The 17,436-nt window shown below is 32.5% G+C and carries 10 protein-coding genes; 1 reads left to right on the forward strand and 9 read right to left on the reverse strand.

Annotation, left to right across the window (positions count from 1 at the left end; all coding sequences use genetic code 11):
• Positions 1-686: 686 nt before the first annotated feature.
• The 7 genes from F0000_RS14935 to F0000_RS14965 form a co-directional block, all read right to left on the reverse strand.
• A complete protein-coding gene (locus tag F0000_RS14935) occupies positions 687-4,196 on the reverse strand; it encodes a CHAT domain-containing protein (protein ID WP_149625529.1) in 3,510 nt (1,169 codons plus the stop codon).
• A 19-nt stretch (positions 4,197-4,215) separates the two neighbouring features.
• A complete protein-coding gene (locus F0000_RS14940) occupies positions 4,216-4,947 on the reverse strand; it encodes a tol-pal system YbgF family protein (RefSeq protein WP_149625530.1) in 732 nt (243 codons plus the stop codon).
• A 340-nt stretch (positions 4,948-5,287) separates the two neighbouring features.
• Positions 5,288-7,102 carry a beta-agarase gene (locus tag F0000_RS14945; protein ID WP_149625531.1) on the reverse strand — a complete coding sequence of 605 codons (1,815 nt, stop codon included), beginning with the start codon at positions 7,100-7,102 and terminating at the stop codon, positions 5,288-5,290.
• 9 nt (positions 7,103-7,111) lie between these two features.
• Positions 7,112-8,056, reverse strand: a complete 945-nt coding sequence (locus F0000_RS14950) for a hypothetical protein (RefSeq protein WP_149625532.1) — start codon at positions 8,054-8,056, stop codon at positions 7,112-7,114.
• Complete coding sequence (locus F0000_RS14955) at positions 8,053-9,138, reverse strand: SGNH/GDSL hydrolase family protein (protein ID WP_149625533.1); 1,086 nt, start codon at positions 9,136-9,138, stop codon at positions 8,053-8,055. Before F0000_RS14955 ends, F0000_RS14950 begins: the two co-directional genes overlap by 4 nt.
• Before the next feature lie 22 nt (positions 9,139-9,160).
• Complete coding sequence (locus F0000_RS14960) at positions 9,161-12,109, reverse strand: glycoside hydrolase family 2 TIM barrel-domain containing protein (protein WP_255452764.1); 2,949 nt, start codon at positions 12,107-12,109, stop codon at positions 9,161-9,163.
• Positions 12,048-12,911, reverse strand: coding sequence for a family 16 glycosylhydrolase (locus F0000_RS14965; RefSeq protein WP_149625535.1), 864 nt, complete (start codon positions 12,909-12,911; stop codon positions 12,048-12,050). Before F0000_RS14965 ends, F0000_RS14960 begins: the two co-directional genes overlap by 62 nt.
• A 282-nt stretch (positions 12,912-13,193) precedes the next feature.
• Here F0000_RS14965 and F0000_RS14970 point away from each other — a divergent pair, with 282 nt between their 5' ends.
• The gene (locus F0000_RS14970; RefSeq protein ID WP_149625536.1) at positions 13,194-14,267 is read left to right on the forward strand and encodes a DUF2652 domain-containing protein; all 1,074 of its coding nucleotides are present in this window, start codon (positions 13,194-13,196) and stop codon (positions 14,265-14,267) included.
• A gap of 20 nt (positions 14,268-14,287) precedes the next feature.
• On the opposite strand, the gene murF is transcribed toward F0000_RS14970, so the two are convergent.
• The gene (gene murF / locus F0000_RS14975) at positions 14,288-15,565 is read right to left on the reverse strand and encodes a UDP-N-acetylmuramoyl-tripeptide--D-alanyl-D-alanine ligase (protein ID WP_149625537.1); all 1,278 of its coding nucleotides are present in this window, start codon (positions 15,563-15,565) and stop codon (positions 14,288-14,290) included.
• A gap of 85 nt (positions 15,566-15,650) precedes the next feature.
• Positions 15,651-17,324 (reverse strand): gliding motility lipoprotein GldJ, encoded by a 1,674-nt coding sequence (gene gldJ, locus F0000_RS14980; RefSeq protein WP_149625538.1) that lies wholly within the window; start codon positions 17,322-17,324, stop codon positions 15,651-15,653.
• Positions 17,325-17,436: the final 112 nt, after the last annotated feature.

Consider the following 17,436-nt stretch of genomic DNA (forward strand, 5'->3'; position numbering starts at 1 on the left):
TTTCATTTTGTGATGCGATCACAATCCTGTGCTGTTTCATAATTCTGATTAATAATAGCTCTCTTAGAGACAAAAGTCCAATAATGTTTTATACGATTTATAACTAAAAATTTCGCATATTTATCGTTTCTTTTTCCTTTCTACTTTGTTTAAAAAATAAACCGTAGCTATAGCTATGCTTGATTTTTTTGCCTTGCATAAAGAAAAAATAATTCAATGAATTTATACGAATTTTTTAATCACAAATCGTATTACTCGATAATCGAGATATAAATGCTCCGAGGCTTGCCTCGAAATCAACATGTTTTTTCCAATAAATGCCTCATGGGCTTGCCCCGAGGTAGTTTACTCTCAAATAGAATTTTTTTAATAATTCAATTTTCAAAATAAATTACTTGTTAAAATAATTTCTTTTGTTTCACACTTCGAAATAAAAAGCATCGATAGCGCTGCTATCTATGAATTTTTCTTTCTCGTCAGAATTAAAAAATAATTTGATTCAGCTTACGATGATTTCATCTAAGAATTATAAGATTCTTATGTCTAATTTAGAATGTAAAATGTTATAATCTCTAATACACTTTTTTATGATTAAATAGATGTATTATATTACTATGAGTAGTATTTCTTTATTCATAACAAAAAAACTGATATTTTCGCATCTAAATCATTAGCACGCAATATTATCAGTTCTGATCTGAATTTCTTATAAAGAAAAACAAGCCCAGAAATCCTATAATAATCAGCCCAATACTCCAATAGATAGTGTATGTCTTATTCTGAAAGTCAATGGGAGCTGTATCGCCAATCAGATAAAAACTTCCCCAATAAAAAGGATTGGTATAAAAAACTTCTGCTGTATGGAGGTATTGAAGTTTTGCCTGTTGTAATGCTTTGGCTTTGTTCATGCCTTTTTTAAGATTGGTATAAAAGTATTTCATAAGTTCTGGAGTCGCCTTATCAGAGACTTCCCAGCTACTGAGTAGTAAACTTTTTGTACCAGCATATTGGAAAGCATTTCCTAAACTCATAATACCTTCTCCTTTAGCAATTTTGCCTGCACCTGTATTGCAAGCACTTAATACCGCTAATTCTGCGGGTATATTTAGGGTGAACAATTCATGACTATATAATAGATTGTCTTCTATAGAATCCCTGGTTTTAGTAAAATAAAGTCTGGAGTTTTCCGGATTTTCATTATCGACCTCTCCGTGTAATGCCAGATGGAGAATGTTATATTTACTTACCTGCTGCTTAAAGTTAGTTTCAATAGCTTGATTTCCAGAATAAAATTGCCCGTCAATAATGTTGGCAATGGCTTTTATCTCTTCACGTGTTCCAGGTAGATCATCTCCACTATTTCTTAATGTGGTTAATGATTGGGTGTTCGTAGTAAAGGTTTTAGTAGTGTCCGAAAAAGAAAAAGCAAGGCATTTATTTTGAACATCTGATGGTTTCGTATAATTGTTCAGAGGGTTGAATAATAATGTAGCAGAGTTAGCATATGAAATTACATAGTTTCTTAATAAGTATGATAAATTTTTGGGCTTAGTAGTGTTGTTTTCTTTTTGAGTTAATAGAAGATCAAAATTAAGATGCCATAATGATCCGTCTGGAATAATAATCAGTTGATCTCCTCTGATTTCACTGGCAATTGGATGGATTAGTTTTTGGTATAATGTATATGCCAGGTCTTTATAGCTCGCATTGTTTTCTATAGTTATAGCTTCTTGTAACCGTTTGATCTTATCTGTCAATTCTGGTATTAGTAATTTTTTTATCGTAATGTTATTTTTAGATATAGTAAAAATATAAGTGATGTTATCAATAACAAAATACTCCAATAAGCTGGTTTTCTTATCTAACTTTTGTTGAATTTCTGATACAGATACTACCTTGTTTTGATACTTAAGTTGTTGATATTTTTGGGATTTTTTTTCAAATAATAATATAATAGAATCTTGTCTTTGATTAATATCAAATAATAAATTTTCGTATTGTCTTATCTTTGTGAGATCAGTAGTTTTTTTTGACTTTTCATTGGTAAGTAACGATTGATAAATAGCACGATCTTTTTTTATATTTTTCTCAACATCTAATAATGTATTAGGCAATTGACCAAAGTTTTTAGCATTAGCATCATTTAATAATTCTTTGAGCGTATTGGCTTTGCTTTTCTCTGAGTAGTAAAATGCTTTTTTTAATTCCCTTTTTTCTTGAGTTTCAAAATACATTGATAATTGCGCCTTTATAGCATCGCCATAAATTTCTTTTGCTTTCTTTGAAAAAGATACTTTATCGAGATAATTTTGGTAAGAATTTCGGATATAGTTAATCAGGATATCTATATTCTGGTAAAGAATGATACTCTGTTTTAAGAGGCTGGCATTTTGGTTTTCTGAATGAAAAGTTTGCAGCATCTTCGCATTATTATAAAAAGTATCCATCAGAATTTCTGGATAAGAATACTTGGTCGGATCAAATATATTAGTATTATATTGATCCTTTTTTATATTTATGTTTACTGCTTTTTCATAATATAGCTGTGCTTTTTTATAATCCTTTATCTTCGTATATGTGTTAGCCATCAAATTATAAGAACTAGCGACAATAAGATCGTTTTTTTCTGAAATTTCTCCCTGTATTTTTAGAACTTTATTGTAATAATACAGTGCATTCTGATAATCCTTTTTATTGTGATAAGCATTACCAATTAGGTTGCAGATCGTTGAGGTGCCAGGGTGGTCATTACCATATAGTTTTACTTTTATGTTTAATGTTTTTTTAAAATAGTACAGAGCACTATCTGATTTCCTTTCTGCTAAATAAATACGCCCTATTTCTTTAAGGGAATTACTTCTTAGTAATTCATGTTTTGAGTAGGTTTGTTCATGTGTGTTTAAAGATTTTTTATAATAAAACAATGCTTTTTCTTTATTTTCTTGCTTATTATATGTGAGTCCCAGGTTGTTATACGAATCTGCAATAGCTATGTGATTTTCTCCATAAATTCGTTCTTTTATTGAAGAGGATTTTTTAAAGTATGATTCTGCTTTTTTGTATAAGTTTTTTAGCACCAATACTAATCCGATATTATTATATGTGGTGGCTAATTTCAGGCTGTTATCTCCCAGTACTTTTTTCTTAGTTAAAATGTCTTTGTAATAGAATTCCAGGGCTTTGTCATAAATTCCGGTTCGATAGTATATAATTCCTAATGCGAAATAAATTTCAGAAAGTTCAAAATGATATTCTCCTAATATTTTTTGTTTTATTTCTAACGCTTTTTTTTGATATATCAATGCCTTGTTATAATCTCCTTTTTCTTTATAAATATCTCCAATGGTCGAATAAGTCGTCGCTACTATAGAATGGTTTTTCCCTAATTTTTTTAGTTTAAGAGCTAACGTATTCTCAAAAAATTGTAAGGCAATATCATTTTTTCTTTTTTGATAATGGATAATTCCAATTTTATCATAAGCTTCAAGTGTTTTTAGATTGTCCTCACCAAATTTCTGAGAACGCAGATCAAAAGCCTTTTGATAATATTTTAAAGCGTTGTCAAACTTCCAATTATGTAAATTATTATTTCCAATTTCGAGATATATGGTTGCATTGCTGTAGTGATCTTTATCAAAAGACTGTATGCTAATATCAAGAGCAGTTTCAAAATCTTTTAATGCTTGACTATAGAGTCCTTGTATTTGCTTTATTTTGCCAATATTCAGGTACGAAATTATAATTTCGGTATCATACTTTTCTCTTTCTCTTATTACAAAAGCTTTTTTATAATAATGCAATGCGGTTTTAAAATCCGATTTGTAGGTTTCATAATAACTTCCAATGTTATCATAAGCATTTGCGTCTTCTCTTTTGTTTTTTGTAAAATCCTTAGTATCTATTTTTAATGCCTTATGAGCAAACGATATTGATTTTTCATATTCATTTACATGTCTTTTAAGTTCAGAAATCTTATTGTAGCATTTTGCAGCCTTCTCCCAAGTACACGTTTTTTCATAAATAAAAAGAGCTTTTTTAAAAAAGGATATAGAGGGTTCAAATTCCCAGTTTGTCAATAAAGAATCTCCTGTATGATAATATTGAGAGGCTACTAAGGTGTCATTTAAAGTCTTTGAAAAAGTTAAAGAAGGGATAAAAAATATTATAAGTAAATAAAAAAAATGTTTTTGTAACATGAAGTTGTATGATCGATTTTTATTTCTTTAATTTTATTTCTGTATTCTTTTTATCTGGTATTTTTAGAAATCGTTTAGCCAGTTTTATATTCCCTAGTTCTAAATGGATAAGCCCTTTATACCATAAGGCTTCTTTGTTCTTTTTACCCGTTGGATATCTTGATAAGGTATCCAGAGTTTTTAATGCTTCATCGATATTTCCAATTTTAAACAATGAAAGTCCTCTTAATAATAGAGCATCCTCATAATAGGGCATTGTTGTTTTTAATTCACTTAACTCTTGTATTGTTTTATCATATTCCTTATTTTCATAATATCTAAAAGCGGTGAGTACTCTTGTTTTGAGAAGATTTTTATCAGCACCTCTCAAAGTGTTATAATCCAGTCCTATTTTTTTATTCCAGGATTCTTTTAAAATAACAGTTAATTCAGGATTTTTTATATTCAAGCTTGTTTGCAAGATACCAAAAAAGAGTAAGAAACTTGCAGCAATCCCTCCAATCCATTTCCAGGTATTTTTTTTCCTTGTTGATGTAATTTCTATATCAAGTATTTCTTTCCATGTTGCGATCTGTTCGTGATTTTGGGCTGTTTCATAATGCTGATTGACAATCGCTTCACTTTCTAAATAGCAGGATACCTTTTTTTTGAAATCCGGATCAAGATATAAACGTTCTTTTAGTGCGGATAACTCTGTGTCTGATAATGCCAGATCGACAATTTTATTAATTAGTGCAGTGTCTTTGTCCATTATTTAAAAATTGCTTTATACTTCTATGAACCCAGTTTCGATACAAAAAAATATTTCTTTTTGAGACAAAAATCTTGCAACAACGTTTAACTCAAATAATGCTTTTTAATAAATAAGGCTCTTTTGTCTAATTCGGGATGTAAAATGTTATAATTAATCGATAATACACTTTTTTTATAAGTGAATAGCTGTGTTGTATTACAATGAGTTGTTATTCCTGATTCATAACAAAAAAACTGGATGTTTTTGCCTAAGCTTAATTTTTATTTTGAAAAGGATAAAAGAAAATGAGCATAGCTGAATAGATTATTTTAAATATAAATTGGTAGTGTTGATATGATTATTGTAAAAGTTCTATGTTCAGAATTACTGAACTAACAAATCCTCCGGTATCAGGAAAAGTAAGCTGTATTTTGTTCTCTCCGGGAATTGTATGTTTGATATCAAATGGAATAGTAATAACTCCAAAAAACTGTTCTCGATTAGCTTGATCATATCCTGCCCAGTTATCAGGAACCTCAACTGTATTACCATTAATTGACACTATAGGTTTTTTACTTAGTGTATGTGTTCTACCAATTCCCATTTTTATAAAAGCCTTTCCATTGGCTCCTGTTTGCACTTTTTCTATCAAAAAGTTTAATGGCTTATTTGCTTCAATTTTTTGTAAATATGTCTTTGAATAGTAGTTGTTTTCTGTTAAGGTATTTCTAAATGCGATTTCGTTAAGATCACATTCTAAAATGATCGTTTCTCCAATTTTGAGTGTAATATTTTCTGTAAGGTCATAATTGGTAAAATATATCAACTTGGGAATGCCAGATGCATTTGTGTACAACCTACGTAAGGTTATGTTTTTTATAAAAGTATTGCTGGTATTCAGGAAATCCAGATTGATTTTTTGCGCTTTATCGTGTAAATTATTTACTGCAATATAGGCTTTGTTTTTTTTTACAAAAGCGTGGGCTTGTATATCTGGATTTTTTGAATGGATGGCTACTCTATCTCCTGCTACGTTTTTCCATAGTTCATAAAATTTTTTAAGATGTGTGAATTTTTTTCCTCCATCTTTTGTTCTTCTTACGATTACCCAGGGATAGGGATGCCCTTCAGGATTTTTAGTTGTATCCTTATAAAACCAGTTTGCTTCTCCTACAATAAAGGGTATCGCTTTTAATAACCTATCTGGTTTATCTAATAGTGACATTAGTATATTATTACAAGATGTTAGAGTGATACCATTTAGTGTTGGAGAATATGGTTTGCCCAGTAAGCCTTTGCTTGTGTATCCATATTCAGAAATCAAATGGGGTTTTACAATTCCCCATTTTTTATAGCTATATGCTTCTATCAGGTCCAAAATAGCTTCAGAATTACTTCCGGATCGGTAATTAAAATCTCCAGTAACATTTCTGCCATCATACAAATGAGTGGCAAAGAATTTCATGTGTTCCCCGGCAGTATCCATAAATAATTTCATGCGGCTGTTCCAATGGTCAAAGTTTTCTCGGTCTACTTCTGGCCAGGCAGAGGAGTAACCTCCCACCATCATTCCCGGGATTTCTGCATGGATTTTGTCTGCCACAACTTTATGTAATTTAGACATTTCTAAGATAACCATACCCGTTTGATCCCAGCTTTCTACATAATCTTTTGCATGTACAAATGGCTCATTCATTACTTCATAATATTTTGGTATCTCAGAGAATGCACTTTTTATATATGCTACATTGTATGCCGCTATTTTATCATAATCCATATCTAGCTGAAAGGCACTGCGAGGGTGATCTGTAATTATAAAATCAGCTGTTTTGTACTTTTTGTATAAGGAGCTATTTTGCTTAGATTTCAGAGTGTTTTCGCCTCTTTTTTGGGCTTCAGAAGGAGAGGGAATGGTCGTTTTAGACTTTCTGAAAGGAGCTGGACCTGCAAACGATCTGCCAAACTCAATTCCTAGTTGATCGAATAGGTAAGTTGATTCTGATGCCAATTCCCAATCAAAAGAACCGTGATAGCTAAAATATTTTTCTCGCTTCAGGGTGCTTTCCTCTCCGATATATTTTTGTGTAGTTAGGTCTATGGTAACTGTATTTTCCTGAGAAAAAACCGTAGATAGTATGCTAAAAGCAACGATCATTGATATTTTATACTTCATCATCTGTTTTTAAATTTTTACAAATTGATAATATTCATTTTTACCTGTAACAACAAAATATGCTCCTTTCTGGAGATCAGTTATTTCTATAGAATTTGTGTTTTTTACTTCTCTTATGATCTCGCCATTTGGAGTAATGATTTGAATACTGTTATAGACTAAAGCTCCGGGAAGTGTAAGAATATTCGAAGTTTTATTTAAAGAAAGAATGATGCTTTTTTCTCTTAGTTCGTGGAGACTTAATGTCTTTTGTGGCGCAGTAAAAGTAACGCCACTAATTTCTTTACTGGTAATATTTTTATCAGGAAAACCATCTCCTGAGCCATAATAAAGTACATATTTGTATTTCTTACCTTCTGGAGGTGATTTCACACGAACTTGAACTTTTTTGGTTCCTTTGCCTTTAACTACATTGATATTTTTGCTGGCACCAATCCATTGATTTTGATTATAAATGGCAACACTAATTTTTCGCTCCTGACTAGCAATATAATTTATCTCAAAACTAAAGACATCTTTGCTAGCTTGTTTTACAGGTGTCAAAGGTGAAAAACTGGCATCATCAAGAACCCGTAGCTCTTCTTTGGTAACTTCGATATTTTTGATAACGAGTGCAAGTTTATTTGTTTTCCAGTCACCTCCTGATTTTCTAATAGCAACAATGACTTTATAATCAGTACCAATTTTTGGTTTGTTTTTAGAATTTATCTGAAACGTTATTATGCCTTTTCCTTTAGTGACAGGGATTGTTTTTCCTGCCCAGAATTTTTGTGGACCACCAGAAAAATCTAATGCAATGTCGCTGTTTTCTTTTACTTCATAACCAATAAGGAACGAGTAAGAAGATTGACTTTTTAGTTTAATTGGTATTTCTTTTGCAAAAATTAATTTGTCTTCCTGAGAAGATATAATAAGTGAATGAAATACAATAATCAACGTGACTAAAAACCTCATAGCTGTATTTTTGTTTTAATTATTTCTGATAATTTTTCTGCAATAACTTTATGTTCTTCAACATTAGGATGCCCTTTTGTTTTCTTAAAAGGTACAATGCAGGTATAAATATGATCATCCTGCATGGATCTTACAGCGGTATCTACATATTCAGGCCACTCAGAATCATCTTTGGTACTATCCATATTTCCTAGCAAGCAAATAATACTTGCTTTTGGATACTGTTTTCTAATTTTTTTTATAAATGATTGATAGGATGTGATGATAAAATTTTTAGTAGGCTTTTTAGTTCCAAATCTTCTCTTAAACTCTGGATTATCTGGTTTATTTACAATCCAGGAGTCATTCTGAAATAAGTTGATGACTACAATATCCGGGATTTTCTGACTAAAATCCCAGATGCTTTTTGGATCTTTAGGGTTTAAACGATTATACATTTCCGGCATTATCATATCATACCAGCTTACCATAACTCCAATCCCACCTCTGGCAATGCAGGTATAGTCTGCGTGAAAAGATCTCGCTGTCATGGCGGCGTATGTATTATAATTATTAGTGACACTACCGTCGGGTTTATCATTGCCAGAAGTATCTTCATTGCCATGCCCGGTGGTGATAGAGTCTCCATAGAATTCAATAAATACTGATTTCTTTTTGGGAGGTGGGAGGGCTTTATAATCATCTATTTCGAAACCATAAAAAGAAGTCATACCATAAGTCCACTCATTTCTTTTAGTTAATAAAAGTGAGTGTTTTCCAGAGTCCAGATGTTCTGCAAGTGTATAGGATTGTCTTCCTTTTTTAAGTTTTAGTACTGCTACTTGCCCATCAATTATAATATTGAAATAATTAGTGCCATTTTCGTCCTCAAGCGTTGCCTTAATAGCCGTTCCTTCAAAATTGATATGTATAGAAGATCCAGACCAATAAATTTCTGATGTGGTTTCTTTTTTTCCTATTCTCCCTTCATAAGTAATATGAGTATCATCAAAAGAGACTAGTGTTGTTTGCCCAAGTGAAGGAGTAATGTAACCTGGAAGTAAGCTTATCACTAACAGTTTTATATAGAATGATCTTCTCATAAGTATTGTTTCTTTTTAAAAATTAATGTATTCTTTTGAGAATAAACCCATTAATCCACATATTTCCTTCTTTATTGAGATTTTTGAAATTTAAAATAATGGAGTCTGTACCATTAGAACTAATTTTTGATCGTATATATAATGGTTTTCTCTCACCAGTAGATGCATTTTTATAATAATCGACAATATGATCATCTACTTTTTTTAGTAACTCTCCATCACTATCTTTTATACGAACCTCTATATCATTAATCAGTTTACTATCTTTTTTGACGGCGTGATGGTAGGTTTCCAGAATGTAATTGCCTTTTTGTAAGGCAGATAGTTGTAGTGTAAGTTCTTTGTTATTTGTATATATTCCATCTGCAGAAACAAAGCTTAACGCTCCGGTTACAGCACTCGTTTTGTGCCAATGGATGGAATCACTACTACTTATTTTTATTTCAAAACCTCCATAAACTTTATTTTTATAGGTAAGATTTTTATCTGATGCTCCTGTCCAGGGGATCCAGTTATGTTCTATGAGTTGTTCACCACCTCCTATATCTACTTTTAGAATAGGGTAATCAAAAATAGGTTGCGCATTTCGTTCTATTTCGTTTGTATTAAATACTTGTGTGTCAATAGCGGCATTACCAGCTTTAAGTCCTTTTGAAGTAGCTTTTAGTGTAATTGTACCTGCTTTATCTTTGGCTCTGATATAAATAGAAGCAACACCACTATATACTGTAGCAGGATTTGCACCAATTTTACCATTGTCTACAATTTCTCCATCACCAGAAACAGTAAATAAAACTTTATTTTTGGCAGAAGTTACGATTTCTCCGTTTTTATCTAGAATATACGCGTGAGCAATTCTCATATCAGAACCTCCAGCATACAAAGGTTTGTCATTGATATTGAAATCTACTTTAATCTGATACGGAGTTTCTTCTTTTTTACGGCTGTGCTCTGTTATTTGTATACCATTATTATAACCTATAGCTTTTAGAGCACCTTTTTTCCAATTAAAAAGAAATGTAAATGATGGGTGTTCCAAATTGGATTTGGTGATATCACTATCTGATTTTTGAATACTGATTAGTATATCATTATGGTACAACGCAACCTCCTGGCAATTACTATAGATTCTTACCTTTCCATTTTTAGAGGCAGTTTGATCGGCAATATGCACTATAGGAGTTGGTACCAATTCTGATTGATACCAATAGTATGCTGGTTTTGCAATTCTGTAAGGGCTCAGTATTGCATAATTGGTCATATAATCTCGACTCCAGCGATTGTCTGTAGGTAATAGATGGTTGTAGTCAGCACCTAACCAGGCTATAGCTGCTATATTTTGTTTACTTCCTTTATATCTGGAAATATGAAATTGATTTACCTCGGCATCGATAGAGCTCCCATGTTCCATTACCATTTCAAAATCACTTTCAGTAAATTCGGTTCTTCTATAATCCATAGTAGCATATACGTCTGTAATCCCTGCATTGGTAATACCATTCCACGGGCTGGATGCAGAGGCGGTCAGCCTAAAAGGATCTTCTTCTTTTGCTACCTGTTGCATGCTCGGTACGGGACCTCGATGATTAATTCCTGCTCCCCAAAAGATAATAGATGGGTGGTTTCTGTGATTTCTGATCATTGTTCTGGTTGCTGACTCTAATTTGGAGAACCATACATCATCGCCCCATTCAATCCAGGTAGAAGGTTCTTCATACACTAATATTCCTAATGCATCACAGGCATTGAGAAAAGCATCATCTTGTGTGTAATGCGATAACCTGATAATGTTAATTCCTGCTTTTTTGTATTGTAGTGCTTCATTATAATGAAAGGAATTAGGAACAGCATCTCCAATATTCGGATAGTTTTGATGCCTGTTGACTCCAATTAAAAAAATTGGCTTTCCATTAAGAACAAAACCTGTTCCTGGTATCAGTTTAAATTCTCTGAAACCAAATTTATTTTCGACAAAATCTACTGGTGTATTTTCATCATAAATAATAGAATAGGCTCTGTATAGGTATGGGTTGTTTGGTGACCAGAGATGAAAATCATCTTCTATAGTTGTTGTTTGTCTGAATGTATGTTGAGTATTAGCAGGGATATCAACCTGTTGATTTAGTGTTTTTAGAACGTATCCCTGATTGTTAATTATTTTGGTTACAATTTTGCAGTTTTTAGCAATAGTATTCTCATTAGTAACAGTTGTTTTGACAGATACGGTTCCATTTCTTTTATGCACAGTAGGAGTTGTAATATGAACACCTGCATCAAATTTTTCCCAATTGTAGTTTACGTGTAATTTATTAGTAGTTACGAGATAAACATCCCGGTACAATCCTCCAAATTTGACATAATCTGTTCTATGTGGATCAGGAGGAATAGTAGCATCAAAACGGTTGTCAGCTTTAATTACAACTAGGTTTTCTTTACCAAAATTCACATAATCTGTGATGTCAAAATGGAAAGGAGTGTATCCATTTATGTTATAATTGCCAACAGGTTTTCCATTGATCCATACCTCAGTAGCATTATGAACTCCTTCAAATTCCAGGAAGACTTTTTCAGAAGAGGAGGCGTTAATCATAATACTTTTACGATACCAACCAAAATCTCTAAGATATTTTTTTTGAACCCAATTTTCACCAATACTATCCATTTCATAGGATACTAGTTGTAGTGTATGTGGGATTGATACCTTTTGCCAATTAGCATCATCAAACTCAGTTTTTTCAGGATTTTCAGGGACTTCGCCTCGATGGAATTTCCAGCCATTATTAAGGTTGGTTTTTATCCTGTTGGTGGTAGCATAACCTTGTAGCATATTCTGATTCTGTCCCTGCACAGCACATGAAAACACCCCCAAAATGAATAGTATAAAATGTACATTGTTCATATGTGTTCTACTACTTTTTTTTCCATATTCTAACATATTGTACGTGATATTCCCCGTTGAGGCGATTGTCATCCGGTAATGCTCCAAACCATTTGTTGGATTCACAATTGATGTTAATTTCCAGGGGTTGGTGCCAATGCGTGTTTTTTGCCTCTCTGAATAGTATTCCATCTATGTAAAATCTTATAAATTCGGGAGTCCATTCTAAACCCCAGACGTGATAATCTTGTTGTAATTCTTGTGGGAAATAGTATTTTTTGGTTCTTGAGAAATGATTTTTCACATCTCCTTTGCCTTTTGGGGCTCTAAATACATGTAAATTAGAATTCAGATCATTTCTATTATATGTCAATCCGGGAGCATTTTCACAGATGTCGATTTCGGTCCACCAATCTTTCCCCACATTAGTCATCCAGAAACCTGAAACCCAGGGAGCATCCATCAGTTTAAGTGATGCTTCAAAATATCCATACAAGAACTTTTCTTTACTTTTGATAAAGCCAGTTGTATGAGTAAAGTTTTTTGGTAATTTTTCATTTTGATGCTGGTTCACCCGGATGACTAATTCATCGTTTTCTATGCTCACATTAGATGGATGAAAATAGGTGGGAGGTCTTCCTTTCCATTTTGGATTATTTTCATACCATTTGCTGGTATCCAGTATGTTTGTTGTAAACTCATCCGAATGTTTTTTGAGAAACTCCCACTGTTTTCTGTTTTTTTGATCTGATAATGGGTAGTTACTATTAATTCGGGCTATACTATTTTCTATTTTTATAGAATCAATATATTTTTTTGGCGGGATGGTCAAATCCTGTGCAAAGCCAGAATAATGAATAACTAATACAATCAAAAGAGCTTTGAGAATATTCATATACCTATATAGATTAGATTTTTTTAGTAAAATTATCTATTTATGAGTACGAAACAGATTCTATTGTATTTTTGAGTATAACAAATGTTTTTTATATGAAAGATGTATTGTATTCTTTTGACCTTTTAGTTTAGGAAAATAATGGTTTAACCTTTTTGTACAAGTACTACATGCGGTTAATCATTTTTTTAATTATGGGTATACAAAAAATTAATTTGTGAAAAGACTCCTGCCCGAGTAGAAATTGTTAGCTTTAAGCATTCCATTGATAATCTTATGACTATGTTCGAATCATTATTATTTATACCAGATATATCGGGATATACTCAATTTGTGCAAACTACAGAAGTGGAGCATAGTCAACATGTTATAGCAGAACTATTAGAAGTTCTAATAAAGGCAAATACTCAAAAATTACATCTTGCGGAGATAGAGGGTGATGCTTTGTTTTTTTTTAAAGAAAATGAAATTCCTTCTCAAGAAAAATTATTGGCACAGATAGAGACTATGTATACAGGGTTTTATAGCCACTTGAAACTGTTAGAAAAAAATCGTGTTTGTCCTTGTAATGCTTGTGCTACGGCTTCAAACCTTCAGTTAAAAATTATTGTGCATTGTGGGGAGTTACAGTTTATTACTGTGCAAAAAAAACGAAAACCATTTGGACAATCAGTTATACAAGCCCATAGATTATTGAAAAACTCAATTTCGAGTGATAATTATGTATTACTTAGCGATCGTGTAAGTAATATTATTGGTATTTTGGATAGCTATAAGAGTCAATTATTCAACTTTTCTGCTAATGATGACATCTATGATGGAGAAAGTATTAAATACATCTTCTCTGAAATAGATAAGGATAAACTAAAGCTTACTTCATACGAAACACCTTATGAGGTGACATTTACGAGTTCTCCCAGTATTGTAATCGAGAAAAAATTCAATATTTCCGCAGAAGAGTTATTAGAGTATATAACTAATTATAAGCATCGTCATCATTGGGTAAAAGGACTTGATAAATTAGAATATGACCCAGATGAAGTAACCAGATTGGGTACAGAACATGTATGTGTTATTGATGGAAAAAGACTTAATTTTACTACAGTTACAAAAAAGGCTAATCCAGATCAATTAATATATGGAGAATTGACTAAAGATGTCCCTATTGATTCTTTGTATCAGTTTTTTATAATTACCTCTATTTCAGAAAACTCTTGCCAGCTTGTTGTAGAAATATATCCAGGAACCAAGTCGATTATCAAAAAAATAATTGCGTCATTATTTCTCAAAAAGGTGTTGAAAAAATCTACTAAAGAAGCGCTGGATCTATTAGAAAAACATATCAGTAAAGATTAAGATCAGAGTGATGTATCGTTTCACATTAAATTGAGAATACGTTCTAATTGCATACCTCTGGATCCTTTGATAAGGATAGCAGTTTGGTTTTGTTCTGAAATCCAATTTTCTGAAAGATCTGTAAAAGTTTTATATTTCTTTACTCGAGGATCATCGCAAGAAGTGTGTAAAAAGTTTTCTCCAATCAAATAGATTGTATGAATAGAGGTGTTAATGATACGGTCGACTATTTTTTGATGTTCTGTAAAAGCCTCCTTGCCTAACTCGAACATGTCTCCCAGGAATACTGTTTTAGTATTATAACCTAATTGTTCAAAATTATCAATTGCCGCACTCATACTTGTAGGATTTGCATTATAAGCATCTAGAATGATTGTGAGTTTGCCTTTGGTTATGATCTGAGAACGATTATTGGCAGGGGTATACGATTCAATCGCAGTTTTTATTTTTTTTGGAGAAACATTAAAATATGCACCTATGGTAATTGCTGCAGCAATATTGGTAAAGTTATAAGATCCAATTAGGTTGCTATTAATATTAGTGTTTTTATAATTGACTTTTACCATTGGATCAATTTCTTCTAATTGTATAGAGATATCACTTTCACTCTTTGTAGAAAACGAAATTTTTTTTATTCCAATAGAATTATTTGATAATTTTTTGTCCTCTGCATTCAGGAAAATAAGCTTGTCATTTTTCTTTAAGTATCTATATAATTCTGTTTTACCCTGTAACACGCCCTCTAAACTTCCAAAACCTTCAAGATGTGCTTTGCCAATATTGGTGATATAACCATAATCGGGTTTAGCGATATTACATAGGAACTCTATTTCTTTAAGATGATTAGCTCCCATTTCTACAATACCTATTTCGGTTTCCTCATTCATTGATAGTAAGGTGAGAGGGACGCCGATATGATTGTTAAGATTTCCTGAGGTAGCTGTTGTGTTGTATTTGGTTGATAAAACGCAGTTGATTAATTCTTTGGTGGTTGTTTTGCCATTACTTCCTGTAAGAGCAATTATAGGCGTGTTTAGATACGTTCTATGATAAGAAGCTAAGCTTTGTAGTGTGTCTAAGACGTCTGAAACAAGAATATGGTTTTCTGATAGCGTAAGTTCCTTGTCATCAACAATGGCGTATGATGCTCCGTCTTTTAAGGCATTATTAGCATACTTATTTCCGTCAAAATTTTCTCCTTTCAGGGCAAAAAACAGTGTTTGTTTTTTTATTTTCCTGGTATCAGTGCAAACACCTTTACTTTCTAAAAATAGTTGATGTATTTTAGCAATATCCATATGCAATGTCTGAGATAGTTTTTATTAAAAAGCCCTGAGCATACTGCCAGGGCTTGTTTTTGTAACGAACTTTATTAGTTGATTTCTATTTTGGCTTTGTATGTTTAGGCGTCTTCTTAACTTTAGATTTCTCACCTACACGAGACATTGCGTTTCTAAATCCAATATAATCTGTAGACATATCCTGAGGGAAGAACCTTCTTTGTGCAGGATCTAACCAGTATGCTCTGTCTTTCCAGGAACCACCTTTGTAAACTCTTTTATCATTACCTACAAGCGTAGTTCTCTTACTAGATTCATCGTATCTTCTGTCTAATTTAGTACTATCTTCTTCATTAGGTCTTACTTGATGAATAGGATCGTTATACATTCTTCTATTAGGAATGCTTTCGTCTTGAAACCCTTCATAATATCTGGAAGAACTCTTATCTCCATCTCTAAAGTTTATGTTATCACTCTGAGTAAAGTTAGTTCTCAAATATGTTTCGTTTTCATCAACTGGGGTTTGTAATATACCTCCTGGTAATACTCTGGCAACAATTTTACCGTTACTCAGGGTGTCATAAATAATAGAATCTGTAGTAACAATCTTTACTGTTCCATCAGGGTTAATTGCATTTTTTGTATATACATTACCTCTATAGTAATTAAAATCATTGTATTCATCATCTACGATCGGTCTATAAACATCTGCTACCCATTCGGCAACATTTCCAGCCATATCATAAAGACCATAGTCATTTGGATTGTAAGATGCTACAGGAGCAGTTATATCAGCTCCATCATCACTCCATCCTGCAATTCCTCCATAATCACCATCACCTTGCTTAAAGTTGGCTAATTGATCTCCACGAGATCTTCTTTTTCCAGAACGCGTATATTGACCTTTCCAAGGATACTTTTTTCTACCTCTGTAAATATTGTAACTTCTAAGCTCTACAAGACCTAAAGCAGCATATTCCCATTCTGCTTCTGTAGGAAGTCTGTACTGAGGTAAAAGTAAACCATCCTTACGCTGGATATATAATCCGGTAGAATCATTTCTTTTGGCATACTGCTCTGATTTGCTACCTCCTCGGGTTGCTTCATCATTTCCTCCGTAAGTTTGAGAAGGTGCGTTTAAATAAGTTTCTGTATTGAATGTACTTTCTGCAGATACATCCTCAAAAGGAGCATTCTGTTTTATAACTTTCTCTTCTTCTAAAATTCTTTCGTTTACACGATCAGTTCTCCATTTACTGAACTCTACAGCCTGAATCCAGTTCACTCCAACTACTGGGTAGTTAGCATATGCAGGATGACGTAAATAGTTATTTGTCATCATTTCATTAAAACCGAGACGATTTCTCCATACCAGCGTATCAGGAAGTGCTCCGTGATATATGTTCTTGTATTTTAGTTCAGTAGGAGGATATACACCTTTGAGCCAATCCAGATATTCCAGATACATAATATTGGTAACCTCTGTTTCGTCCATGTAAAAAGATTGAACGTGTTGCTGTGTTGGAGTATTGTTCCAATCATGCATCACATCATCCTGTACACGTCCCATGGTAAAGGTACCACCTTCAACAAAAACCAAACCAGGTCCTGTTTCTTGCTCTTTATAATTAGTGTTTACCTGAAATCCACCGTCTTTGGAGTTGTATTTCCAGCCTGTGGCTCTAGAACTGTTGTTGTAATCCGTTTTGCTACAACTAATCAGCATAGTACTAATGGTAAGAACCAATAGTGACTTAAAAACTAACGCGTTTCTCATAATTTTAAGTTCGTTAAAGTAGAAATTAGGGCTTGCAATATAATAATTAACGTTAAATTTACCCTAATATTTTTAAAATAATATCAATTAGCAAAAAAATGTTTTTGTTATT

It is taken from the genome of Aquimarina sp. RZ0, from assembly GCF_008370685.1.
GTDB lineage: Bacteria > Bacteroidota > Bacteroidia > Flavobacteriales > Flavobacteriaceae > Aquimarina.